This is a genomic window from Marinomonas sp. AWM4_232, from assembly GCF_056158325.1.
Genome location: NZ_JBSWTA010000001.1, coordinates 2,469,549 through 2,494,153 on the forward strand (window position 1 = coordinate 2,469,549; position 24,605 = coordinate 2,494,153).

The window sequence follows — 24,605 nt, forward strand, 5'->3', positions numbered from 1 at the left end:
ATAATACTAATTTATATTTGGTGAAAGACACGTTTCTATTTTTGATGAAACTATCTTGGTTTCATGTTTTTTGAATTATTAAAGAAGCTTATGTATAGGTTGAATAATGGGTGAAATATATTTTTTGTTTACTGGCGCTATCTACGATAATGAAAAAATACGTCTTATTTTAGATAAGGCTAAAGATATTACAGTATTGAAGGAAATAACTGACGAGTACGGTGATAATAAATTATATTTGAAAGAGGGTGTAGATTTTATTGAAGGTCGTATACAGTTACCTGTTGATGCTTTTGAATTAGACATCAATGATTTCATTTATTCTGCAGAGCACTGGTTCGATATGTTATCTGAGATAAGAAATAATAGTAACTTTAATGAGTATATAGCTGAAATAGATGGGGTAGAATTGTTTTGGGACTCTAGTGAACGCAGCTACAAAAGACCGAGATAAAGTCATTTGCAACTGTAGTTAACAAAATACGATGATATACGGAGCCGGACACTCTGCCTTTAGACCGTTTGGTCGGGGAAGAGAAGATTTCGACGCTGTTTGGCTTTGAGATCGAAGCATACTCCTTAGTCAAAGACATCCCACCTGCGCAAATCGTAGGCAAAAACGTCACCTTAAAAATTTCTCAAGCCGATGATAATGCACTGTTCCAAATGGGCAGCTATCGCTACATCAACGGTTATGTACAAAGCTTTCGCCAAGATGGTAATACGCTTCAAGACTTGCAAGGCTACACCGCCGTGGTTGTGCCTTGGTTCTGGTTTTTAACGCAAACCAGTGACTGCAAAGTTTTCCAGTTCAAAACGGTAAAAGAGATCGCTTCGGCGATTTTCGCTGAAAACGGTTTCAGTGACTTTTCCTTCCGATTAGTGGGCCAACATCCAGCCCGCGAATACTGCGTTCAATACAAAGAAAGTGACTTTGATTTCTTATCACGATTGTTTGAAGAAGAGGGTATTTACTACTACTTCGAACACTCAGCAGGTAAACACACCTTAGTCATCAGTGATCACGTTGGTGGCTACGGCCAATGCGAAGAAGCGGCGGTGGAGTTTCGCAGTGGTACCCATACAGCCCACTCGATCCATGGTTGGAATCACCGCTATGAGTTCCGCACTGGTGCCTATGCAAAACGTGATTACGATTTTAAAAAGCCTCGTAACAAATTACAGACGGGCGAAAGTGCCAGCATGAAAGTCCCTGGTGTCGGTAAATACGAACACTTTGTTTACCCTGGTCGCTACGAAGAAAAAGGCGTCGGGGATGGTTGGACACGCTTACGCGTGGAATCTGATGAAGCCCATCACGACATCGTACACGGCGAAAGTGGCTGTCGTAGTTTTACTTCTGGGCATAAATTTACCCTCGCGCGTCACGATGACTCACCGGGAGAGATCGCCGAATACATGTTGCTGAGTGTGCGTCACGAAGCCCAAGACTACTCATACACAGTCGACGACGAAACGGAAATGCAATACGAAAACCGTTTCCAGTGTATCCCCTCTGGTACGGTTTACCGTCCTCCCATGACCACTGGCTGGCCACAAATGCAAGGTCCACAAAATGCCATGGTCGTAGGACCACCGGGGGAAGAGATCTACACCGACGAATACGGCCGTGTGAAAATCCAATTCCCATGGGATCGCTACGGCAGCTACGACGAAAACAGCTCCTGCTGGGTACGCGTTAGCCATAACTGGGCCGGCAAAAACTGGGGTGCGATCTTCTTACCGCGTATCGGCCAAGAAGTCATCGTCGACTTTATGGATGGCGACCCTGACCGCCCACTGATCACAGGGCGTGTTTACAATGCCGATCAAATGCCGCCTTGGGAGCTGCCTGCCAACAAAACCCAAAGTGGTATTTTGACACGCTCCACCAAAGAAGGCACCGCGGCCAATGCCAACTGGCTGCGTTTTGAAGACAAAATCGGCGAAGAGCAAGTGTTTCTTCATGCCGAGAAAAACCAAGACATCGAAGTTGAAAACGATGAAACCCACTGGGTGGGCCACGACCGCACCAAAACCATCGACAACGACGAAACCGTCTTCGTCCACCATGATCGCACGGAAACCGTCGACAACAACGAAACCATCACCATTGGTGTGGACCGTACCGAATAAGTGGGCAACAACGAAACCATCGCCATCGGCGTCAACCGCACCGAAACCGTAGGGGTGAATGAGACGATTTCGATTGGTGCAAACCGCTCGGAAACCGTCGGTGCCAATGAAACCGTTGCGGTGGCTGCGAACAAAACCCATACGGTCGGCAGTAATGAAACTACCACGATTTCAAAAAACCGTATCCATACCACCGCGATGGCTGAGGTGAAATCCGTTGGTTTAGTGCGAATGCACAACGTCGGTATCAACGAAACCAATACCGTCGGTGTTGCCCAACAAAACAACATTGGTATGAAACAGTCCAATACGATCGGTGTGAGCCGAGACACCAGTGTCGGCACCAGCGATAACTTAGAAGTTGGCGAAACACTGACCATTAGCGCGGGCAAAATGATCAAACTGGTGTGCGGTAAGTCCATCCTACAAATGGACAGTGAAGGCAATGTGTTTATCAACGGTGTGAAGCTGAATATCACGGGTGAAAGCCATATTCAGCTAGACAGCTCGCGCATTGATTTAAACTAGGAGAGTTGGGAAATGAACGGACCCGAATCAGTCATCGCGCCCGACGTCAAAGGCGCGCCACTGCCCAAAGTGCTCAACCACACGGCTTACCCTAGTCAGTACTACCAGATGATGGACGTTAACGACGATGTCTTTCACGTCATGGTGAGTCGCTTAACCTATGACATGACCCAAGTGGATGAGGCTGGGCATTTGCTGCTGGCAGATCAGCAAGCCGAGCTGGTGACCACGGATCAATATTACGAAGAGATCAATACTTCGTCGGTGATCCAAGAAAGCGACTTCGCCCCTTACAAACCCAAATGCGATATCTTATTTGCCCATGCGGTGGCCTACGCTCCTGAAGGCAAGCCGAGCGAATCTTGGCCTGTTGGCGTCCGCATTGGCGATTGGGAAAAGCGTTTAACGGTTGTTGGTCCTCGCCGAATGGAACGCTTGTTAGGCACTTGGTCTATGGCGTCCCCGGAAACAGTGGAACATGTGCCCATCCGTTATGAATTGGCCTATGGCGGTACATGCCAATGGCCAATGCCTCCTGTTGAAGGCCAAGACCCTGAACTGTATCAATATCACAAGCCCAACCCAATTGGCTCAGGCTTTAGTGACCGTACTTGGCGTAAAAAAAGCGGTATTGATTACGCCTACGCGCCCTCTATCGAAGCCTTCGAAACCCCTTTTACCGTAAAACATGCGGACCACGGTGATTACCCTGTTGTAGGACTTGGCCCTGTCGGACGTTGGTGGCAACCCAGAGCCAGCCTAGCGGGCACCTACGACGAGGAATGGAAAGCCACACGCTGGCCGAAACTGCCTCTCGATTTTGACTTTGCCTACTGGAATGCCGCTCCCCCAGACCAGCAGATTGACTACCCAGAGGGTGGGGAAGAGGTCGCATTGGTCGGCCTGCATCCACAAGGAACACTGCGCTTTAAATTACCTGTTCCCGATATCAAGTTACTGCTTCGACTGGAAGCCGGCGTGCCGTTGTTCAAACCCATGGCAACCGACACCTTAATCTTCGATATGCAGCAACTCACCGTATCGGTCGTACGCCGTGCGGCGGTCGCAGCCAAGGCGGGTATCAAACAAATGGAGCTGGGAACTTGGGACATCGAAGCCGCTCGGGCAAAAAACGCTGAGTTAATCCAACGAGCGCAAAGCAAAGGCTAACACCGTTAAAGAGGACGTAAAAACACCATGGCCAATGAATCCGCCACCGCACAAGACGGAGACTTTATGTTGATCTCCCTGCTCCCCGATGTGTGCTTAACCCCTAGTAAACCGGTGGGGGTGCCCGTGCCTTACATGATTACCCACACCATGGATAAAAGTAAGCAATGCTCCCCGAATGTCTTTTTTCGCAAGAAAGCGGCCTACCTGCACGATGAAAGCTTCGTGGACAATATTACAGGGGACGAGCCAGGAGCGGGAATGGGTGTGGTGTCTGGAACGCACGTCAAAATCAGCTACAGCATATTGAAAAGCAGCACCGTATACGTCAATGGCAAACCCATTGTGCGAACGGGTGATCAAGTCTGGATGAACGCTGAGAAGCCTTAGCCCATCCAATAGCCAGTCAATCGGACGACGAGAATTAATCACTCATGGGAAGAAGTAAAGCGCCGAAATCCGGAAGCGTACACCCAAATGGACAACCTGCACCCGCAGCGCCTGCGAACACAACAGGACAGGTAGTGCCTAAGACAAGCCCCGAGGCCAGCGGTGCGAGCAATAGTGCTCCGCCAATAGAGCCAATGGAAGAAGAAAAAGGGTTTTGGTCGTCGGCCTTCTCGGCGGTTGCTTCGCTAGACGTTCATGATGCGCTTGATGCCGTTGGGATGGTGCCTGGTTTAGGGATCGCAGCCGACTTAACGAATGCCGCGCTCTATGCTTATGAAAAGGATTATACTAATGCGGCCATCAGTTTAGCGGCCGCTTCCCCTATTGGTGGTCAGGCTGCTACTGCAGCAAAACACGCAACCAAAGCGGCTGCCAAAGCCAAAGCCAAGCAAGAAGCCGCTGAAGCCGCAGCAAAGAAAGCTGATGCCCCACCGCCAAGTAAACCACCGAAGAAAGACAAGGATACTGAAGAGCCGAAAGAAGGTGAGGGTAAAGATGGTGGGTATGTTGAGAAATCAAAGAAAAAACCGAAAAAATTACGCGAGCAATATTTAGGGCGTACTCCAAGCAAGAAATCTCGAACTGGCCGAGAGGTTCAAGATAGAATGAGGTCTGAGGGTAAACTTAGAGATGGAAGAAATGGAGTTGAGTTTAAAGCATCAAATGGTAATTGGTACCCTTTAAAAGATGCCGATATGGCTCATACCCCTACAGATGCCGTTAGCTGGTGGAATGAAACTGGTCGTCACTATGGTGCAAAGTCAAAAGAGGTTAGAAAATGGATGCTAGATTCAAATAATTATACATTAGATCATTATTCACTAAACCGATCTGACGGTGCTAAACTCACTCAGAGATATTTACCCCCAACTAAATAGTAGGAATGACTATGATTTCAACGCTTGATCCCAAATTGAGAAATGAAATAGATGATTTATTTATATCATCTTACAATGCTTATAAAGCTAATAATCCTGATGAAATGATGAGATTAGCAAATATAGCGTGGAGTAAAATACCGGATTCGAAGTTTTCATGGGATGTATCATGGAGCTTCGTACAATCAATGGTCTATACATATATTGATTTCGGTAACATGAAAGAAGCTTTAAATTTAATCGATCTTTATATTAATGATGGAAAATTATTCGATTATGAAGATGGGCCTTTTTTTCTTAAAGGAAAAATTTTGTTTTTGATGGATCGAAAAGAGCAATCTTTTGAGTTTTTTGATAAAGCAAATAGCATTTCTAAAGGACGTTGTTTTAGAGATGAAGATGAAAAATTTTTAAAGTTTTATCTATCAGAGAAAGAGAGTGATTAAATTATGGAGTTAAGTGATAGTGTTTCTGAGAAAATAGAATTCTATGCCTCAGAAGGAAATGATTTTTATGACAATGACCAGAATTTAGAAGCAATAGAATCATGGATGAAAGGTGTTGATTTATTGCCTGAACCAAAAAATCAATGGGATGCCTATGGTTGGTTCATGGCATCAATTGGCGATGCATATTATTTTGAAGAAGATTATGAGCGATCAAAGCAAGCTTTAATAGATGCATTGAACTCTGAAGAAGGTAGAGAGAATCCGTTAGTTCATTATCGACTTGGTCAGTGTGAGATTGAGTTGGGTAATGAAAGTAAAGGTGTAGAAAACCTTTTAAAAGCATATATGCTTGATGGAGAAAGTATATTTGATTTAGATGGAGAAGAGGGAGAGTTTTATTTAAATTTAATTAAGAAGAATGTTCGTTTATAGAAAAAGAAAATTTTGCTCTAGATTTTTAAAAAAGGATGATTTGATTCTTATATGCAATAGTTTATTTACTACTTTTTCCAAGGAAGAGGACACTATGAAATTTGTTTTTCTCTTCGCCTCCATCGCCACATTTCTTTGTGGCTGCTCATTTATCGGAGGAAAAACCGTGCACGCAGACGATCATTTTGAACCCCAGATGGTTCAATTAATACATGCCATAGAAAAAGGTGACAAGAGTAAAGCTCAGCATTACTTGGATCAGGGCGTGAATTTAAATATCCGTGGTGAGCATGGTTTAACCCCTCTATTTTACTTTATAACCAACAAAGACATCGACTCGATAGAATTAGCATTACAGCTCGGGGCTGACCCAAATTATAGCGCTATTGTCTCCTCTGAAAATGGCCCTTCTTGGCGCTATCCACCGATTGATGCCATGGCGGGAGGTGGTAGCAATACAGTATTTGAATTGCTTTTAAAATACGGAGCTGATCCTGAGGTATCCCCACAAATTTAAGCATAATTTTGCTTCCTTTTCGTCAGTTGCTGAGTGAGTTGTTTGATGCCGTCTCGCCAGTCATTTTTTGATATCTGGAAGCGGGTAATTACGGCTCGTTTTCCAAGATAGAAGTGAGACAAGACTCTTCGTTTGCGTATCGTATTGACCTGGAAACACTTCGCATGACCCGTCAACTCTATGACTTTTCCTACTAAAACCAGCAAGATCGCAGTAAGAGTCGTGAGTAGTATCAGGTTGATCAGACGCTCTATTTTAAACGTGTAACTTAGCTCAAAACCCAAGCCAAATCGGCTACTTTTCATATCTCGAAACCCTTCTTCAATTTGCATTCTTGTTTCATAAGCCTTGACGCATCGATTTGCAAAAAGACGGTTCACTGGAAGAGAAGACACTAATAGCCAAGGTTCTTTTGCCCCTCTTGCTGCGGTGAGTGAAGACAAGGAAGCTCGTCTGTTTCCTTTCTGATTTATAGAATGACGTCCTTTGGGAGAGCTTTTGTAGAGAACAAACTGGTTGGTGACCGGACTTGACTGGCGATGTTTAAGCTCAAGATGCTGAGGTTTTTGATTGGCGTTTGAGAATAAAGTGGATATACAACGCCAAGCTTGAAGCGAGTTATCATAGTACTTACGTGGCTTTCTGACTCGACCGACATAATCCCAGCCTTGCTTCACGACCTCCTCTAACCAAGGTGTCTTAAAACCAGCGTCCGTTACAATGATGGGCTTCGCTTTACTTGGAAGCAGAGCTTTTAACATTCTCAAAAATTGCCGGTGCGTTTTAGGTTTTTCTTTTGTGAGTTTGTCATGAACTTCTTCATAAAGTGTAATGGATCGACCTTCAAAAGCGGTACTGGCGCGAATCAAGAAATGCTGACCACGGGCATCTAAATCTGACCAATCCACGCTGATAATTGGACGAGATCGAACCACAAAAAGCCGACTTATGTGGGCATACAGCGAAATAGATTCACGTCGCAGGTTCGGATTGGAGAGCAGGCGGTCTGAACGTTTAATACGGTGCTTTTCATAAGCACTTGATTGGATCCCTCGACCAATACTGGTTACGGTACAAAGGCTTCCTTGCGCTAAGCTGAGTACGCAAGCAGATAGCGCTTTGCGTCGAGTTTTATGCATGTTGGGGCTGACAATCGGGAGGATTTTGTTCAATATAGTAGTCGCGTTCATGGCTCTGGTGGTGAGTTGTTTTTGGCGAAATTATTGATCGCCAAGAGCTATGAACGTTCCCTTCTTGCTCTAACATTCTGATCTATATTGAAATTTTGTGGGGATACCTCAGGATCAGCTCCGTATTTTAAAAGCAATTCAAATACTGTATTGCTACCACCTCCCGCCATGGCATCAATCGGTGGATAGCGCCAAGAAGGGCCATTTTCAGAGGAGACAATAGCGCTATAATTTGGGTCAGCCCCGAGCTGTAATGCTAATTCTATCGAGTCGATGTCTTTGTTGGTTATAAAGTAAAATAGAGGGGTTAAACCATGCTCACCACGGATGTTTAGGTCAAGACCCTGATCTAAATAATTCTGGGCTTTACTCTTGTCACCTTTTTCTATGGCATGTATTAATTGAACCATCTGAGACTCAAAATGATCTTCTGCATTTATGTTTTTTCTAAAAAGTGAAGAACAAGCACATATCAATACTGAAAAAAGTGACACGAAAATAATTTTAAAACAACAATTAAAAAATCTATTCATGCTATAACACTATTGAATGGTAATCCCCCCGAAAAATAACAGCAGCCAAAAGTAGAATTTTCTCGTACTCTAAACGCAGGAGGTTCTGCATGAAAAAATCACGTTATACCGATAGCCAAATCATGGCCATACTAAAGCAAGCAGAGGCAGGCACACCCATTCCTGAGCTATGTCGAGAGCATGGTATGAGCTCGGCAACATTTTACAAATGGCGGTCCAAATATGGTGATATGGATGCCTCTTTAATGGCTCGTATGAAAGAACTTGAGGAAGAAAACCGTCGTCTTAAAAAGATGTATGCAGAAGAACGGTTAAAGGCGGAGATCATACAGGAAGCCATGGCAAAGAAGTGGTGAAGCCATCCCTTCGACGAGAGATGGCACTTCATGCTGTAGCGAATAAGGCGGTGAGCATTCGTTTGGCCTGCTCTGCTTTTATGATCAGTGAAACCTGTTATCGTTACAAGAGCCTTTTGAATGATGACAATGCTTTGATCGCTAAACTTTTAGTTGACCTAGCAGAGACTCAAACGGATTGGGGGTTTGGGCAATGCTTCTTTTATCTAAGAAACGTAAAAGGCCACACTTGGAATCATAAACGTGTCTATCGAATCTATTGCGAGTTGGCGTTGAATCTACGAATCCGCCCAAGAAGACGCTTAAAGCGGAACGTACCTGAACCCTTGAAGGAGCCAACCAAACGAGATCAGGTTTGGTCTATGGACTTTATGCATGACCAACTTATCGATGGTCGCCACTATCGTCTATTTAACGTAATCGATGACTTCAAGCGCGAAGGACTAGCGATGGAAGCAGGCTTTTCCTTACCGACCTTGAGGGTGATACGCACGCTTGAGCAATTGCTTGAATGGCGAGATAAACCACAGATACTGCGTTGTGATAACGGGCCGGAATTTGTGAGTCATGAGTTTACTCGTTGGGCTAAAAAGAAAGGCATTAGAGTTGAATACATCCAACCTGGCAATCCACAACAAAATGCTTATATTGAACGATATAATCGAACAGCTAGATATGGATGGGTAAGCAAGCATCTTTTTGAAACACTTGAGGAAGTGCAAGACTATGCAACGAAATGGTTGTGGTTTTACAATCACGAAAGACCACATACAGCTAACGGAGGCAAGCCACCTCTAATGGCTGCTTAACCTCTACTTTTGAGCTAAGTTAAAAAAGGGAGGATTACCAAAATACTCTAAGAGGTGAATATTTTTTTATTGATGATGACTACTTAGATGATGATGACTACTTAGATGATGAAGATGACTACTTAGATGATGAGCCTGATGAACCACATATCGACTGTTGCTGCAGCTTGATTTATAAAGATGTATTAGAAGGGAAGAATGTTTTAGTTAAAAATAATTTAAGTTAGGAAATATTTTAAAAAGTCATTTTAAAGAAAAGTTTATATTTTCTATCCTATTGAAATTGAATATAATTTTTTATCCTCAGGTATCGGGTTTTAACTTATTTGCATGTTTTTTAATCATGGTATAACCGAAGTCCTAAACCCCGTTATTTAAGAATCATAGTGTATTTGCCTTTTCCTTCTACCTTCTGTGAGTCGATATATTGCTAGGTAGCCTCTCACATATAACTGACTCGGGTGAATACTGACCTTGGTGAGAGGTGGTATGGGGAGCATTGTAGCCCGAAATGTATTAAAGCCCAGCTGCAAGCGTTTCATAAAGATTTTAAATGTGAGCCTACGGTAAAAGATAAAGTGGGTGGAACAGATAATGCTCAAAGCGATAATGGTATTCTGGATTAATTAAATGGCTAATATAACGACTGATAAATATAAGTATTTAGATGGTTTTACTGTTCATGACTGTTGTGTTGCTGCTGACGGTTACTACGTTGTTTCAGTTGAAGAAATCTTAGATGAAGAGAATTATGACTATTATACATCTAGAGGGGAAAGTAGGTTAGCTGTATATAATTTAGCACGTCAAGAAGATGAAGGTCCTGCTATTTGGGGCGGGATGAGATGGGGTAGACATTCCTTCTTTAATACTCGCTTAGCTAATACTGAGTACAAAGAGTGCTTAATGATGGACGATGCAGGTCAAGGTTATTATCTAGGCCTTGGCGATAATAAATTTGCCGAAAAACAGCTATCTCCCAAAACACGCTTTCATCAGCTAGCAAAAGTCGATGACCAAGTGTATGGCGTTGGTCGTGGCCGTAAGATATTTAAGCGGATGGGCTCCGAGAACTGGCAGTGTATCTCTGAGAGTATTCGTTGTCCCAGTGATGGTGATATCGGTTTTAAAGATATGCATGGCTTCGCTGAAAACGATCTTTATGCTGTAGGAGGGCACAATGATGTTTGGCACTTTGATGGTGAGCAGTGGCGTTATATTGATGTCTGTGATGAAAAGGTATTACCTTTTTCAGTGTGTTGTGCGGAAGATGGTTATGTTTACATCGGCTGTGCATGGGGGATTGTTCTACGTGGTCGCGGTGAAGAATGGGACGTATTCCATACCGATAAAAATATAAAGTTCTGCGACACCGTGGCTTATAACGGCCGTGTATTCTTCGGTAGCGAGAGTGGCGTGTTTGTATCGCAGCAAAACACAGAAGCCTTTAGCTGCCAGTCCTATGACTTTGAAGGGCAAATTGCCCCATTAAATGCGCGTCGTCTCGATGCAGGGCATGGCCTATTGCTGGCGGCGAGCCTTAACAGCGTGGCTCTCTACGATGGCGAAAACTGGCAATACCTCTATGGCGGTGGCCCAACACCTAAAGAAGAAGCCCTGTTACTAGAAATGTTAGCGCGAGAAGCTGAGCAAGATCTGGATGAACTGACTGAATTAGCCGACCAGCTAAAATCCGCGAAGGGGCAGGGCTAGATGGCGCTTTTTCCTTAATGCAGTAAGTCGATGTTTTTGGTTTATGATTCCCCAATGTCAGCTTTTTGTCACTTTTAGAGTTGGCTTGTCAGGATTTTGCAATATATCGAAATCCGTGAATCTGTGCTGTTTTTTAGGTGGTAGGATAGGGCGTTATTACTGAATATTTACAAGGAGTTATGTATGAATAATGCTACGGTTTTGCTGCGATTAGACCGTCAGGAAACGTCTGCGAATGCAACACGAGGAGTGTTGACGATTAGCGGGAAATCCGGCTCATGGTATGTGTTAGAGCCTGGTGGCCCAGATTCTACGGAAGAAGGTTCTGATCAACGTATTCCCGCGGGCAGTTATCATGTAAAGCCTTACTCTTCGCCAAAGTATCCGGATGTATTTGAGCTTCAGTCCGTTCCAGGGAGAACGTATATTTTGATTCACCCAGGCAATTATCATCGTAATACAGAAGGTTGTTTGATGCCGGGTAAGGCCAAGATGATGGATGGCGCTGATTTGGCGGTGGGCAGAAGCCGTGACGCATTTAACGAAATCAAGCGTCATTTGGCGGGAGCCACGCGTATTACCATCGACATTACCAATTCTATTGGGGATAAGTCATGATCCGTTTGTTAATGGCTTTGTCGGTTATTCTAAGTTCTATCACTGCAAGTGCGGGTTCGTTAACCGAAGCGAATATGGATTGGTTAACGCAGCATCCTAAGGAGATTCAAGAAGCCTTATCTGATGCAGAAAACCGCGACTTTGTTCCCAGTTTAAATACCGTTCTTGCACTTTGGCAACATCGTGATGGTGCGATTACTGGGGAAGTATCACCTTATCTTGTTCAAGGCATTATCACGGCGCCTGAATTGGTGTTGGGAGCATTAGAAGAGCATCCAGAATCTTACACTCGTTGGTTAAAACAGCTTTCGGGACAGGTGTTTACTGCGATCGATCCAGCGCAAGTCGAGCCACTTAATCAAATGAAACTTGAGCTGGAGTCCGCCTTAGCAAGTTATATTATTCAGCCAGATGCCAGCCATACAGAGTCCGCAAAACGCTTGCTTGAGCAGGTGCAAGCGACCACGGTTTATATGGTGGATTAATCTGCTATTACTGTAATGCACCGCGAGCCCAGAGTATGTATTTGTCCCTATCGAGCGGACTAATGCCCCGATAGGGAATACTCTGGTCTTGTTCGGGTGTACATGTCTCATACCCTGACAAGCGTGTGGTGAGTTTGGCATGACCGCCACTTAAAGACGCTAGTTGAATGGAGTATTCTAGAGACGTCGCAGCAGGGACTTTGCCTCGAATAATGACACGATTCCCTTGAAATTCTGGACTTAAAAACGTGCCGCGCATTTTGGTAATGTCGCTGGTGATAGCGCCTAACAGCTCACTGTCTGCTTGAATATGAAAGTCCAATATAGGTTCCAGTAAGTCTGTATCGGATTTGTTTAAACCATTCATAATGGCCATTGGCGTGGCAATAATAAAGTCACCGGGTCGACTGTGTTGTACATGGTCGGAGCCGTCAATTAAGGTGATTTTGGCATCGGTCACTTGCCAACCTTTAATGCCTTGTTTCAATGCTTTATCAAGATTTAGGCGAATCTCGTTTTGATATTTCGCTGCGATTTGGTTAACGCTGACTTTCGATTCGTATTGGATCCCTGAGCCACGTTCGCCAGGCTCTATTAGAAAGCGAACAATCGCCCAACAAGGTTTAGGCATCCAATAGCATTCATAGCCTTCTACAATTTTAGCAGGGGTTTCTTTGTAGATAATGCTAGGCTGCTCAAATGTGGCCGCTAAGCCAAAGCGTTGCAATAGGATGCTTTGTAATACTTCAACTTGAATCCAACCGTTGATATTGACGTGCAACTCCCGTTGTTCCGTCAACCATTCTAAGTTGAGTAATGGGTCTTCATCAGCCAGCACTGTCAGTGCGCTGGCAAGAGTACTGAAGTCTTTTTCTTGTTCAGGAATGACTTGCACGGTGAGCAAGGGGGCGGATAGCTTGTAGGCATTCGGTACAGCATTTCCATGACCTAAAATATCACCTATCTGTGCATGCTGCAGACCACTTGCCACGCCTATGTCACCAGCGTTTATGCCGTCTATATCATGATATTTACCACGAAAAACACGCTTAATTTGACTGGCTTTGTCCTCAATAACGAGGTCGTCCTGGCTACGCGTGGCATTGTGGACTTTGTCTCGTGCGTTTAGGCACCCTTCAAACACTCGGACATAAGCCATTTTTCCAATTCTTGGATCATGCTCGATCTTAAACACCACCGCAGATAACGGTTTGTCCATAGCGTGTTTGGCACTAGGTAAATAGCGAACAATGGCTTCTAGTAGAAATTCAATGCCGAGTCCTGCTTTGGCAACACCCGTTAGCACAGGATAGAGTTGGCTTTGAGCAATGGCTTGAGTGAGGGTTTGATCGATGTGGCTAAATTCAACAGGCTCGTTTTCGATCACCTTTTCTAACAAAGAATCATCGAGTTCTGTGATGCGCTCAAACAAAGGCTGAATCCAATCTTCTTGTTCATCTATTATCAATGAAGAAGAGAAAGTGTTGGCTGACCACTGCTTCTCAATTTTCGCATCAGACTGACCAAGTCCCGTTGGATGTTGTAACAACACAGCGTTAGGGCTAAGTTCTTGATATATTTCATTGAGCACTCGTTCCAAATCGGCGCCCGCTCGATCTAATTTGTTTATAAAAATTAAGGTTGGGATCTTAAGGCTGGTTAAGGCATCAAAAATACTGCAGGTATTGGCTTGTACGCCCTCTACTGCACTGATAACTAAAATGGCACAGTCCAAAGCGCGTAAGGAACGCTCCACCTCGGCACTGAAATCCACGTGCCCAGGCGTATCGATGAGGTTGATTTGATGGTCTTGCCAGACAAAAGTCTCTGTTGCTAGTCGAACGGAAATACCACGCTCTCGTTCGACCGATAATGAATCGGTAGCCGTTGTGCCATCATCCACACTGCCAGCTTTACGAGTCGCGCCAGCGGCAAACAACATTTGTTCTGTTAAAGTGGTTTTTCCTGCGTCCACATGCGCGACGATACCAATGTTTTTACATGCTTTTACCACAGGAAACCTCAACGTATAAAAGCAGTATAGTTTACTGTGGTTTGCTACGGAGTTCGAATGACAAAAGGTTGTGATCGCAAAACAATTTGGCATAACGATTAGCGGCATTATGGTTGTAGCCTTTTGTGCGGGTGGCTTCCACAAAGAGCTAATTCTGCTTCCGAGATTGTCTAAATCCCCAAGATAAGCGAAAATAGCCCCCATTCCTTATGACCGATATAAATTTGGATAAGAAGCTCCTTGTTGGGGCTTTTCTTATGTCCAAGTTTGTGACCATTTAAAAGAGTGCTCAATGGCTGACCAGCAATTTCTTGATCAAGTAGGCAAGCGCCGTACGTTTGCGATTATTTCCCACCCCGACGCCGGTAAGACAACCATTACTGAAAAAGTACTGTTGTTCGGACGCGCGATTCAATCTGCGGGTACGGTGAAAGGTCGTGGCTCCAATCAGCATGCCAAGTCTGACTGGATGGATATGGAGAAAGAACGTGGTATCTCGATCACCACATCTGTGATGCAATTCCCATATAACGATTGCTTGGTTAACCTGCTGGACACCCCCGGACACGAAGATTTCTCGGAAGATACTTATCGTACGTTAACGGCGGTGGACTCTTGTTTGATGGTGATCGATGCTGCGAAAGGTGTCGAGGATCGTACTCGTAAATTGATGGAGGTTACCCGTCTACGTGATACGCCCATCGTAACCTTTATGAACAAGTTGGACCGTGATATCCGTGATCCAATGGAGCTTTTAGATGAAGTGGAAAATGAACTGAACATCATGTGTGCACCCGTTACTTGGCCGATCGGTTGCGGCAAGTTGTTTAAAGGGGTTTACCACATACACCGTGATGAAACGATCCTATATTCGACGGGTAAAGGACACACGATTCAAGATGTTCGAACCATTAAAGGTCTTGAAAACCCTGAACTTGATGAAGCTGTAGGCGAAGAGCTTGCCGAGCAGTTGCGTGAAGAACTTGAGCTTGTTTTGGGCGCATCCAATGAGTTTGATCAAGAGTTGTTCTTAGAAGGTGAATTGACGCCCGTTTACTTTGGTACAGCCTTAGGTAACTTTGGTGTTGACCACATGCTGGATGGCCTAACTCAGTGGTCGCCAGCACCACTACCACGCCAAACTAACGAGCGTGAAGTGGCGGCAACGGAAGAGAAGTTCTCTGGTTTCGTGTTTAAGATTCAAGCCAACATGGACCCGAAACACCGTGACCGTATTGCATTTATGCGTGTGGTGTCTGGTACGTACAGCCAAGGCATGAAAATGAATCACGTGCGTATTGGTAAGCAGATCAGCATTTCAGATGCGGTGACGTTTATGGCGGGTGACCGTTCCCGTGCAGAAGAAGCCTTTGCCGGTGACATCATTGGTTTGCATAACCACGGTACTATTCAGATCGGTGATACGTTTACACAAGGTGAGAGCTTGAAGTTTGCGGGCATCCCGAACTTCGCGCCTGAGTTGTTCCGTCGTATTCGCCTAAAAGATCCATTAAAGCAGAAGCAGCTGTTAAAAGGTTTAGTACAGTTGTCAGAAGAAGGTGCGGTACAGGTTTTCCGTCCACTGCATAATAACGATTTGATTGTTGGCGCTGTCGGTGTCCTTCAGTTTGACGTTGTCGTGGCTCGCTTGAAGGCGGAATACAACGTGGAAGCGATTTACGAAAGTGTCAACGTTGCCACGGCGCGTTGGGTCGAAGCGGAAGAAGGCAAGAAGTTTGAAGAGTTCAAGCGTAAGAACGAAGCGAACTTGGCCTTAGATGGTGGTGACAATCTGGCTTATATTGCGCCAACGATGGTGAACTTGAATCTAGCGAAAGAGCGTTACCCTGAAGTTGCGTTTCGTGCAACAAGGGAACACTGATCAATACTTGACTGATTTACTCGGTTAAGAGGATAATTCTGGTCATGTTCCGATCGTCTATGACGATTTAATGATGGGTGGAGTAAGTAATGGTGGAATCAGCGGATCCGATTTCCATGACGCAATCGGCAGCAGCCAAGTTGCAGTCATTGATTGAGGAAGAAGAAAACGAACGCTTAATGTTGCGTGTCTATGTGACAGGCGGCGGCTGTTCGGGCTTCCAGTATGGATTCACATTTGATGAAGAACACCAAGAAGATGACACTGAAGTCATTCGCGATGGTGTTAAATTAGTGGTGGATCCATTGAGCTTCCAATATTTGGTTGGCTCGGAAGTGGATTATCAAGAAAACTTAGAAGGCGCGCGCTTTACTGTGACCAACCCTAATGCCACATCGACCTGTGGATGTGGGGCGAGTTTTAGTATTTAAGGGCGGCCTAAACGCGACAGATTATTTCTGTTCAAGACCCTCGCTTCGCAGCGGGGGTTTTTTTATGGCATCATCTTTATCTCATCAATACGGATGCGTATGATAGCCCGCTTTTTAAAATGATTCAGACGAGGGGACATTCTATGAAATTGAAGTCTTGTGTGTCGGCTTTGGCCGTAGCGGCCACCTCAGCGGTGTCGCTTTCTGCTCAGGCAGAAGAGGTAGTACATTTTTATAACTGGTCAGACTACATTGACGAAGAAACCTTGCCTAGTTTTGAAAAAGAAACGGGGACTTCTGTTGTATACGATGTATTCGACAGTAATGAGGTGCTAGAAGCGAAGTTGCTTTCAGGGCAGTCTGGCTTTGATTTAGTGGTGCCGACTAATGACTTCTTAGGTAAGCAAATACAAGCGGGCGCTTTTATGCCCCTAGATCGTGCGGCTTTACCAAACTGGTCTAATTTGGATCCGCATATGATGAAGCTTTTGGAAGATGTGGACCCTGGCAACCAGTATGCTGTGCCTTATATGTGGGGCACCACAGGTATCGGTATTAACGTCGAGAAAGTTGAGCAGGCGCTTGGCGATGATGTGCCGCTAAACAGTTGGTCTCTAGTATTTGAAAAAGAGTATTTAGAAAAGCTGCAATCTTGTGGTGTGGTGGCATTGGATTCGCCTACGGAAGTGTTAAGTTCGGCAAAAAACTACTTAGGTATTGATCCGAACAGTACGAGCAAAAGTGATCTAGATAAAGCAACGGATCTATTACTTTCTATACGCCCATACTACCGTTATTTCCACAGCTCTAAGTATATTAATGATTTGGCAAATGGCGATATCTGTGTCGTTATTGGTTGGTCTGGCGATGTTGCGCAAGCTGCGGCTCGAGCTGAAGAAGCAGGTAATGGCGTTGATGTTCAATACATCATTCCAAAAGAGGGGGCTTTGATGTGGTTTGACATGCTTGCTATCCCACGTGACGCGAGAAACCCAGAAGGAGCTATGGCGCTAATGAATTTCTTAATGCGCCCTGATATTACTGCGAATATTACTAATTACGTTTGGTATGCTAACGCGAACCCTGAATCCATGACGATGGTTGACCCAGAGATTGCGGATGACGAAAGCATCTTTCCACCGCAATCTGTGATGCAGAAACTTTGGCTACCAAAGGTTTTGGATCAGCGTACTACACGCACAGTGACACGTGCTTGGAACCGTATTAAAAGCGGTCAATAGTAAGTGCTGGCGTAGCCGGTGCTACGTCAGTTTCTCTTTCAATGCAAACATTTGCTAGGCATGCATGCCTTGAGGGTACTTAATGATTGAGCCGAGTCTTTCGCGCGACAGTGCTGATGGTCATTTTCTTCAGATAAAAAGTATTGTTAAAACCTATGATGACGTCGTCGCTGTGAACGATGTCTCGTTGGATATTGCTAAAGGCGATATTTTTGCCTTGCTTGGCGCTTCAGGCTCAGGCAAATCCACTCTATTGCGAATGCTCGCAGGCTTTGAAAACCCGAACTCAGGACAAATCATCCTCGATGGTGAGGACATCGTCTCGCTGGCGCCTTACCGCCGACCTATTAATATGATGTTCCAATCCTATGCTTTATTTCCGCATATGACGGTGGAGCAGAATATTGCTTACGGCTTGAAACAAGATCGTATGCCGAAAAATCTAATCGCTGATAAAGTGGTGCAAATGCTGCGCTTGGTGCACATGGAAAAATACGCCAAACGCAAACCTGAGCAGCTATCGGGAGGTCAGCGTCAGCGAGTCGCTTTGGCCCGCAGTTTGGCGAAATCACCTAAGCTTTTGTTGCTCGATGAACCGATGGGAGCATTGGACAAAAAGCTACGTAACCGCATGCAGTTAGAAGTGGTCGATATCCTCGAAAGTGTTGGCGTGACTTGTGTGATGGTGACCCATGACCAAGAAGAAGCGATGACCATGGCCAATCGTATTGCCATCATGGAAGAAGGTCGTATTGTGCAGGCGGGTACCCCTCGTGATATTTACGAAGCACCGAACAGTCTCCAAGCAGCGGAATTTATCGGCAGCATGAACCTGTTTCATGGCACGATCACGGTAGACGCTCAGGACCATGCGGTCATTCAAACGACAGAAGTGGCAACGCCGATGTACGTTTCTTATGGGGTCACGACGGCGATTGAAGACAAGCAAGTGGTGTTTGCTGTACGTCCTGAGAAAACGTTGATTTCGCGCGAACAGCCCGATAGCCAGTACAACTGGTGTCACGGAGTCGTGCATGATATTGCCTATTTGGGTGGGCACTCGGTTTACCATATCCGTTTAGATAACAGCAAAATCGTTTATTCGTTTATGATCAACTCAGATCGTTTTGCAGATCTGCCAACGTGGGAAGAATCTGTCTACGTTCATTGGTCTGCGGACAGTGGTCTGGTATTGCGCCCATGAAGAAATTGCTCGCTCGTTTATCTCTGCATGCTGGCGCTGGAAAGAAATGGGTGATTGCAGTCCCAACCTTGTGGTTGGGTTTGTTCTTTGCTTTGCCGTTTCTGATCGTCTTGAAAATAGCCTTTGCTGAAGCCGATATTGCGATTCCGCCCTATACCGCTTTGTTGTCTATGGCGGATCAAGCGTTTGATTTGCATGTGTACTTTGGCAACTTCGTATTCCTTACGGAAGATAGCCTGTACCTTACGGCCTACTTAAACAGCCTTAAAATGGCGGCTTTGTCAACATTGCTGTGTTTGCTAGTGGGCTACCCCATGGCCTACTACATCGCCAGAGCGAAATCGAGTACGCAGCCTATTTTATTGCTGTTGATACTGTTACCTTCTTGGACTTCTTTTCTGATTAGAATTTACGCTTGGATTGGTATCTTAAAAAGCAACGGTGTGTTGAATAACGTGCTGCTGTGGGTGGGGGTTATTGATCAGCCGCTGGCGATTTTGAATACGAACATTGCGGTCTATATCGGTATTGTTTATGCCTACTTGCCCTTTATGGTGCTGCCTCTTTATGCCAATCTGGTGAAACACGACTACAGCTTGATTGAGGCGTCTCAAGACTTAGGTGCGCGTCGTTTAAAGTCGTTTTGGAATATTACCTTTCCACTTTCTCGCAATGGCATTGTGGCTGGTAGCATGTTGGTGTTTATTCCTGTGGTGGGGGAATATGTTATTCCTGAATTGCTGGGCGGCACGAACTCAATCGTCATTGGTAAAGTTATGTGGCAGGAGTTCTTCAATAACCGGGATTGGCCTTTGGCCTCTTCGTTGGCTTTGATTATGCTTCTGATCCTAATGATTCCGATTCATTTGTTTAGAAAGCATCAAGAGAAAGAGTGGGAGGGCAGCAAATGAAAATGTCGTTTCGCTTTTCTGGGGTAATGTTCTGGCTTGGTATGGCGTTCTTATATCTGCCAATGCTGAGCTTGATCGTCTACTCCTTTAATGAATCGCGCCTCGTGACGGTTTGGGCGGGTTGGTCAACCAAATGGTATGGCGAGCTGTTTCACGATAAAGATCTAATGATGGCTGTCTGGCGCAGTCTGGAAGTGGCCTTTTGGAGTGCGAACACTGCAGTATTACTCGGTATCATGGCATCGGTAGCGTTAACGCGTTTTGGTCGCTTTCGCGGTCGTTCACTGCTACACAGTTTAGTGGCTGCACCGCTGGTTATGCCGGATGTCATCATTGGCTTATCGTTGTTGCTGTTGTTTGTCTCTATGACGGATGTGATCGGTTGGCCCCGGCAGCGTGGTCTGCTTACTATCTGGATTGCCCATGCGACGTTTTGTACAGCGTATGCAACGGTAGTGATTAGCTCACGTTTGAAAGAGTTGGATCGCTCCTATCTAGAGGCTGCAATGGATCTGGGGGCGACACCGCTAAAGGCGTTTATTCAGGTGACTTTGCCAATCATTATGCCTGCCTTGGTATCAGCCTGGTTGTTGTCTTTTACGTTGTCTTTGGATGACGTAGTGATTGCGAGTTTTGTCTCTGGCCCTGGCTCCACGACATTACCGATTGAAGTATTCAGTTCGGTACGATTAGGAGTGTCACCTAAAATCAATGCTCTGGCGACGATCATTATCTTGATCGTGTCTCTGTTCACCTTGTCTGTCTGGTGGTTATCACGACGCAAGTTAAAGCGTGATAATCAAGCGCTTTAGTCATTTAAGCATTTAGATCTAACGAGCCTGAGGTGTTAACGTTTTCCTCAGGCTCATCTTCCCTCGCGCTGTAAGTCTCGTAATTTCCTATGTAAATGTAGCCAAGTTGTTGGTCGCTGATCAGCAATGGAAGTGAATCCTGCTGTCTCTCAAACCAAATTTGTAAGCCGTTGTACTGGATTGTTTGAGCTTTGGCGGACGTATGAAGCGATGCCAACGGCTCACTTTCGCCGTCCTGATCAATTTCGAACAGCCAATGTTGTGGTAGCGAATCGAGTTCATTGGAAGTGTAGGGGGTTGTTAGACTCTGCTTTGGATTGAGTGTGAGTAATGCCTCTCGCAATGGCGCTGATAAGTGATGAGGAATAAAGGTTAATAGACAGGGTTTATTGGTGCTATCACTGCCCAACAAATGAAGTTCAATACGCTTAAATTGCTTCTCATGTTTTAAGTCTTTGGCGCTGTCAGCATAACTCGGAGCCTTGTCATTCTGGCTGAGTGGCGGTGTTTGTAGCGTTAGATGCCAAGAGTTGTCTCTTGGTGCGAACTGGCTTAACGCCTCGACATGAATGTGTTGGTGTTCAAGTTGTTGTAAAACCGCTTCTAGCATATTGGCAATGATGCTGTCAGTTGGGGTTAAAGCGGTTGCGTATTCATAGGATAGGTTGATTTGCTGCACATGTGATGCAGCTTCGCTCAAGGTAAGGCTATCCTGAGAAGCTTTGTTCCGCCTGCGACGAAAATGGGTTTGCTCTTCACGTTCGGGTAGCTGTGTTAGCTTGTTAATCGTGTCGATAAAAATCATAGCGTCGTCTCTTTTCTACTTAGAAACAGTTATCGACGTATAAGTTCAATAGTTTAGTGGTGTGTTATTTTGCAGAGGGGGGAGGGAAGTATTAAGGCCAGTGTTGAGGGCTGACCTTAATGGTTTCGTTCTTAGCGAAGCAGGTTAGAAAGCTTCGGATTTGGCTCAAGCGCTGCGCGGTGGAAAAGTGCAACTTTACCGATGGTTTGAACAATCTGTGCTTTCAATACTTTGCTTGTTTCTTCGATCAGTTCGTAGCGTGCTTCACGATCGGTAACGCTGTAGCGAACTTTGATTAGCTCATGGTCTTCTAGGGCGCGATCGATCTCAGTTAGCACGGATTCAGTTAAGCCGTTACCAGCAACCGTCACAACAGGGTTAAGCGTGTGACCGATATTGCGGTATTGCTTTTTTTGTACGTTTGTCAAACTCATAATTAAAATTTCTCATCTTGGTTGATCCTCGCTATTGGAGGCTTCAGCGGTTAAGCGATATTATAGCGGAATATCGGTGTAATTAGGTATGATGAAAGCGTGTCAGAATGTATGGAAATGCGATTTTAAATGTGGAACATTTCAGATAGACCTTTGTCCAAAGGTCCGCCGAGCGAATTCTACAGTGATCGGATGTATCCGTTAAGACGTAGCTTTTGATATATTAATGAAATTCGTCTGCGCTAAGAATTGAAAAGCCGCATAGATAACGAAAAACTACTTTGAGTGAATGGAATCCGAGTGTCAGATCTTGTAATTTCAGATGAGGCCCCAATAGTATGTTTGTATGTATCTTTTTGATGTGGCCATACCGTACCTTGGCTTGACATAGTTAAGTTGGTATTACGCCCGGAATGATTTCCTGCTAAGGTTCCATGCAAACGAATCATTAGTAGGGGCTTGAAGCGATACAGAACCATTCGGTTCTGATGTCACCCGTAAACTTTACGCTTTGATGTATTGGCGTTAAAGCAACTACTAGGACGACAAATTAAAGGTTATATCGCCTGTGTTATGTCAACATCTGGCCTTCTAACCGTTAAGAGGTGTGCTCTTGAACGATATGCTTAAAAATATTTTATTGTGGTTGGTGATCGCTGCCGTGTTACTGACAGTGTTTAACAACTTTAATACCTCTGCGGATACTAATCGAATCTCTTACTCTGAATTTGTGCAAGAGGTTCATGATGGACGTATCGCAAAAGTGGTAGTAGATGGCTACACCATCAGTGGTTCTCGAACCAGTGGTGATACTTTTGAGACCGTGCGTCCTGCAGCAGCCGATCCTAAAATTATGGACGATTTGCTGAGCAATAACGTTGTCGTTGAAGGCCGTATGCCAGAGCAACAAAGCATCTGGACTCAATTACTGGTAGCAAGCTTCCCGATTTTGCTGATTCTGGCGATTTTTATTTTCTTCATGCGTCAGATGCAAGGCGGTGGCGGTGGTAAAGGTGGTCCAATGTCCTTCGGTAAATCGAAGGCTCGCTTACTGCCTGAAGACCAAATTAAAACAACATTCGCTGATGTGGCGGGTTGTGATGAAGCCAAAGAAGACGTTGAAGAGCTAGTAGACTTCCTGCGTGAGCCTGGTAAGTTCCAGCGCTTGGGCGGTAAAATTCCGCGCGGTATCTTGATGTGTGGACCTCCAGGTACAGGTAAAACATTACTTGCTAAAGCCATCGCTGGTGAGGCTAAAGTACCATTCTTCACGATTTCTGGTTCTGACTTCGTAGAAATGTTTGTCGGTGTCGGTGCTTCTCGTGTGCGTGACATGTTCGAGCAGGCGAAAAAACATGCACCATGCATCATCTTTATTGATGAGATCGATGCGGTAGGTCGTAACCGTGGCTCCGGTATGGGCGGTGGTAACGACGAGCGTGAGCAAACGCTAAACCAGTTGTTGGTTGAGATGGATGGCTTCGAAGGTAATGAAGGCATTATCGTAATTGCCGCAACGAACCGTCCGGATGTATTGGACCCAGCGTTATTGCGTCCTGGCCGTTTTGACCGCCAGGTGACCGTGGGCTTGCCGGATATCCGCGGTCGTGAGCAGATTCTAAAAGTTCACCTGCGCAAAGTGCCAGTGGCTGACGATGTTGAGCCAAAGAACATTGCTCGCGGTACGCCAGGTTTCTCTGGTGCAGACCTTGCCAACCTTGTGAACGAAGCAGCATTGTTTGCTGCCCGTTCAAACCGTCGTCTGGTTAACATGGAGCTGCTTGAACTTGCCAAGGATAAAATCCTAATGGGTGCTGAGCGTAAGTCCATGGTGATGAAGGAAGAAGAGAAGCGCAACACGGCTTATCATGAAGCAGGTCACGCCATTGTTGGCTACCTAATGCCAGAGCATGATCCTGTTTACAAGGTAACCATTATTCCGCGTGGTCGTGCCTTGGGTGTGACGATGTACCTACCTGAAGAAGACAAGTACAGCTTAAGCAAGCGCGGTCTTGAATCGCAGGTGTGTAGTTTATATGGTGGCCGTATTGCTGAAGAACTAATTCATGGCTTTGATGGGGTTTCTACTGGTGCATCGAATGATATTGAACGTGCATCAAGTATTGCTCGTAACATGGTTACCAAATGGGGGCTTTCTGAAGAGCTTGGCGCTTTCGCTTATGAAGAGGAAGAGCAAGGCGGTTACTTAGGTGGTGGTACTGGTGCCAAAGCAAACTACTTCTCACCGGAAACAGGTAAGAAGATCGATGCTGAAGTGCGTGACATCATTGAACGTTGCTACAAAAAAGCGACGGATATTCTGATCGAAAACCGTTCTAAGCTAGACATGATGGCTGAAGCGTTGATGGTTTATGAAACAATCGATGCTAAGCAAATTAAAGAAATCATGGATGGAAAAAAACCAAGCCCACCAGCTGGTTGGTCTGATCCGTCTGCGGGTGGGAACAGCTCAAACCCTGAGGCAGAAGAAGCGGCACAAGCTTCTGATCAACAAGCCTCTGGTTCAAGTGATACCATGGCAGATACTTCTGATTCTTCAGACGAAACTCCTATTCCTCAAAAACCAACTGGCGAAGCGTAAGCTTC

Annotated in this window: 25 protein-coding genes; 20 read left to right on the forward strand and 5 right to left on the reverse strand. The window is 45.2% G+C overall.

The features are described from left to right. The first annotated feature begins 106 nt into the window (after nt 1–106). From ACXAC1_RS11675 to ACXAC1_RS11715, 9 genes are all read left to right on the forward strand, one after another. Entirely contained in the window at nt 107–454 is a 348-nt protein-coding gene (locus ACXAC1_RS11675; RefSeq protein WP_475061626.1) for a hypothetical protein, read from the forward strand. 53 nt (nt 455–507) lie between these two features. Then, nucleotides 508–2,136 carry a type VI secretion system Vgr family protein gene (locus tag ACXAC1_RS11680; protein ID WP_475063819.1) on the forward strand — a complete coding sequence of 543 codons (1,629 nt, stop codon included), beginning with the start codon at nt 508–510 and terminating at the stop codon, nt 2,134–2,136. Beyond that, entirely contained in the window at nt 2,137–2,664 is a 528-nt protein-coding gene (locus tag ACXAC1_RS11685; protein WP_475061627.1) for a bacteriophage T4 gp5 trimerisation domain-containing protein, read from the forward strand. 12 nt (nt 2,665–2,676) lie between these two features. Then, the gene (locus ACXAC1_RS11690) at nt 2,677–3,834 is read left to right on the forward strand and encodes a DUF2169 family type VI secretion system accessory protein (RefSeq protein WP_475061628.1); all 1,158 of its coding nucleotides are present in this window, start codon (nt 2,677–2,679) and stop codon (nt 3,832–3,834) included. Between the two features lie 27 nt (nt 3,835–3,861). Beyond that, a complete protein-coding gene (locus ACXAC1_RS11695) occupies nt 3,862–4,224 on the forward strand; it encodes a DUF4150 domain-containing protein (RefSeq protein ID WP_417505256.1) in 363 nt (120 codons plus the stop codon). A gap of 134 nt (nt 4,225–4,358) precedes the next feature. Next, on the forward strand, nt 4,359–5,162 hold the full coding sequence (locus ACXAC1_RS11700; protein WP_475061629.1) for a hypothetical protein: 804 nt from the start codon (nt 4,359–4,361) through the stop codon (nt 5,160–5,162). Nucleotides 5,163–5,173: 11 nt separating this feature from the next. Then, nucleotides 5,174–5,608 (forward strand): hypothetical protein, encoded by a 435-nt coding sequence (locus ACXAC1_RS11705; RefSeq protein ID WP_475061630.1) that lies wholly within the window; start codon nt 5,174–5,176, stop codon nt 5,606–5,608. 3 nt (nt 5,609–5,611) lie between these two features. Beyond that, complete coding sequence (locus tag ACXAC1_RS11710) at nt 5,612–6,043, forward strand: tetratricopeptide repeat protein (protein WP_475061631.1); 432 nt, start codon at nt 5,612–5,614, stop codon at nt 6,041–6,043. 94 nt (nt 6,044–6,137) lie between these two features. Continuing rightward, nucleotides 6,138–6,560, forward strand: a complete 423-nt coding sequence (locus ACXAC1_RS11715) for an ankyrin repeat domain-containing protein (protein WP_475061632.1) — start codon at nt 6,138–6,140, stop codon at nt 6,558–6,560. On the opposite strand, the gene ACXAC1_RS11720 is transcribed toward ACXAC1_RS11715, so the two are convergent. Both ACXAC1_RS11720 and ACXAC1_RS11725 read right to left on the reverse strand, forming a co-directional pair. Further along, on the reverse strand, nt 6,557–7,699 hold the full coding sequence (locus tag ACXAC1_RS11720) for an IS4 family transposase (protein ID WP_475061633.1): 1,143 nt from the start codon (nt 7,697–7,699) through the stop codon (nt 6,557–6,559). The two genes, ACXAC1_RS11715 and ACXAC1_RS11720, sit on opposite strands and share 4 nt — an antisense overlap. 98 nt (nt 7,700–7,797) lie before the next feature. After that, a complete protein-coding gene (locus tag ACXAC1_RS11725) occupies nt 7,798–8,283 on the reverse strand; it encodes an ankyrin repeat domain-containing protein (protein WP_475061634.1) in 486 nt (161 codons plus the stop codon). A gap of 89 nt (nt 8,284–8,372) precedes the next feature. On the opposite strand from ACXAC1_RS11725, the gene ACXAC1_RS11730 reads away from it, so the two are divergent. The 4 genes from ACXAC1_RS11730 to ACXAC1_RS11745 all read left to right on the forward strand — a co-directional run bounded on the left by ACXAC1_RS11730 (nt 8,373) and on the right by ACXAC1_RS11745 (nt 12,264). Next, nucleotides 8,373–9,448 (forward strand): IS3 family transposase gene (locus ACXAC1_RS11730; RefSeq protein ID WP_475058452.1). Its coding sequence is split into 2 segments (ribosomal slippage): nt 8,373–8,634 and nt 8,634–9,448, totalling 1,077 coding nucleotides; the frame shifts between segments, so codons are not numbered across the junction. A 630-nt stretch (nt 9,449–10,078) separates the two neighbouring features. Next, nucleotides 10,079–11,161, forward strand: coding sequence for a beta propeller repeat protein (locus ACXAC1_RS11735; protein WP_475061635.1), 1,083 nt, complete (start codon nt 10,079–10,081; stop codon nt 11,159–11,161). Nucleotides 11,162–11,344: 183 nt separating this feature from the next. Further along, on the forward strand, nt 11,345–11,779 hold the full coding sequence (locus tag ACXAC1_RS11740) for a DUF5675 family protein (RefSeq protein ID WP_199461248.1): 435 nt from the start codon (nt 11,345–11,347) through the stop codon (nt 11,777–11,779). Next, nucleotides 11,776–12,264: a hypothetical protein gene (locus tag ACXAC1_RS11745; RefSeq protein ID WP_475061636.1), complete on the forward strand. Its 489-nt coding sequence runs from the start codon at nt 11,776–11,778 to the stop codon at nt 12,262–12,264. Before ACXAC1_RS11740 ends, ACXAC1_RS11745 begins: the two co-directional genes overlap by 4 nt. Nucleotides 12,265–12,271: 7 nt before the next feature. On the opposite strand, the gene ACXAC1_RS11750 is transcribed toward ACXAC1_RS11745, so the two are convergent. Then, on the reverse strand, nt 12,272–14,278 hold the full coding sequence (locus ACXAC1_RS11750; protein WP_475061637.1) for a GTP-binding protein: 2,007 nt from the start codon (nt 14,276–14,278) through the stop codon (nt 12,272–12,274). A 292-nt stretch (nt 14,279–14,570) separates the two neighbouring features. Here ACXAC1_RS11750 and prfC point away from each other — a divergent pair, with 292 nt between their 5' ends. From prfC to ACXAC1_RS11780, 6 genes are all read left to right on the forward strand, one after another. Continuing rightward, nucleotides 14,571–16,160, forward strand: coding sequence for a peptide chain release factor 3 (gene prfC, locus ACXAC1_RS11755; RefSeq protein ID WP_475061638.1), 1,590 nt, complete (start codon nt 14,571–14,573; stop codon nt 16,158–16,160). A gap of 89 nt (nt 16,161–16,249) precedes the next feature. Next, entirely contained in the window at nt 16,250–16,591 is a 342-nt protein-coding gene (gene erpA / locus ACXAC1_RS11760; protein WP_133563479.1) for an iron-sulfur cluster insertion protein ErpA, read from the forward strand. 143 nt (nt 16,592–16,734) lie between these two features. Beyond that, nucleotides 16,735–17,832: a polyamine ABC transporter substrate-binding protein gene (locus ACXAC1_RS11765; protein ID WP_475061639.1), complete on the forward strand. Its 1,098-nt coding sequence runs from the start codon at nt 16,735–16,737 to the stop codon at nt 17,830–17,832. Nucleotides 17,833–17,914: 82 nt separating this feature from the next. After that, nucleotides 17,915–19,036, forward strand: coding sequence for a polyamine ABC transporter ATP-binding protein (gene potA, locus ACXAC1_RS11770; RefSeq protein ID WP_475061640.1), 1,122 nt, complete (start codon nt 17,915–17,917; stop codon nt 19,034–19,036). Beyond that, a complete protein-coding gene (locus ACXAC1_RS11775) occupies nt 19,033–19,947 on the forward strand; it encodes an ABC transporter permease subunit (RefSeq protein WP_475061641.1) in 915 nt (304 codons plus the stop codon). The genes potA and ACXAC1_RS11775 overlap by 4 nt, the downstream gene beginning before the upstream one ends. Beyond that, the gene (locus ACXAC1_RS11780; RefSeq protein WP_475061642.1) at nt 19,944–20,759 is read left to right on the forward strand and encodes an ABC transporter permease subunit; all 816 of its coding nucleotides are present in this window, start codon (nt 19,944–19,946) and stop codon (nt 20,757–20,759) included. The genes ACXAC1_RS11775 and ACXAC1_RS11780 overlap by 4 nt, the downstream gene beginning before the upstream one ends. 4 nt (nt 20,760–20,763) lie before the next feature. On the opposite strand, the gene ACXAC1_RS11785 is transcribed toward ACXAC1_RS11780, so the two are convergent. Beyond that, nucleotides 20,764–21,564, reverse strand: a complete 801-nt coding sequence (locus ACXAC1_RS11785) for a hypothetical protein (RefSeq protein ID WP_475061643.1) — start codon at nt 21,562–21,564, stop codon at nt 20,764–20,766. Between the two features lie 131 nt (nt 21,565–21,695). Further along, complete coding sequence (locus ACXAC1_RS11790; protein WP_273106879.1) at nt 21,696–21,998, reverse strand: YhbY family RNA-binding protein; 303 nt, start codon at nt 21,996–21,998, stop codon at nt 21,696–21,698. Between the two features lie 613 nt (nt 21,999–22,611). Between ACXAC1_RS11790 and ftsH the strand changes: the two genes are divergently transcribed. Next, nucleotides 22,612–24,600, forward strand: a complete 1,989-nt coding sequence (ftsH, locus tag ACXAC1_RS11795; RefSeq protein WP_475061644.1) for an ATP-dependent zinc metalloprotease FtsH — start codon at nt 22,612–22,614, stop codon at nt 24,598–24,600. Nucleotides 24,601–24,605 lie beyond the last annotated feature (5 nt).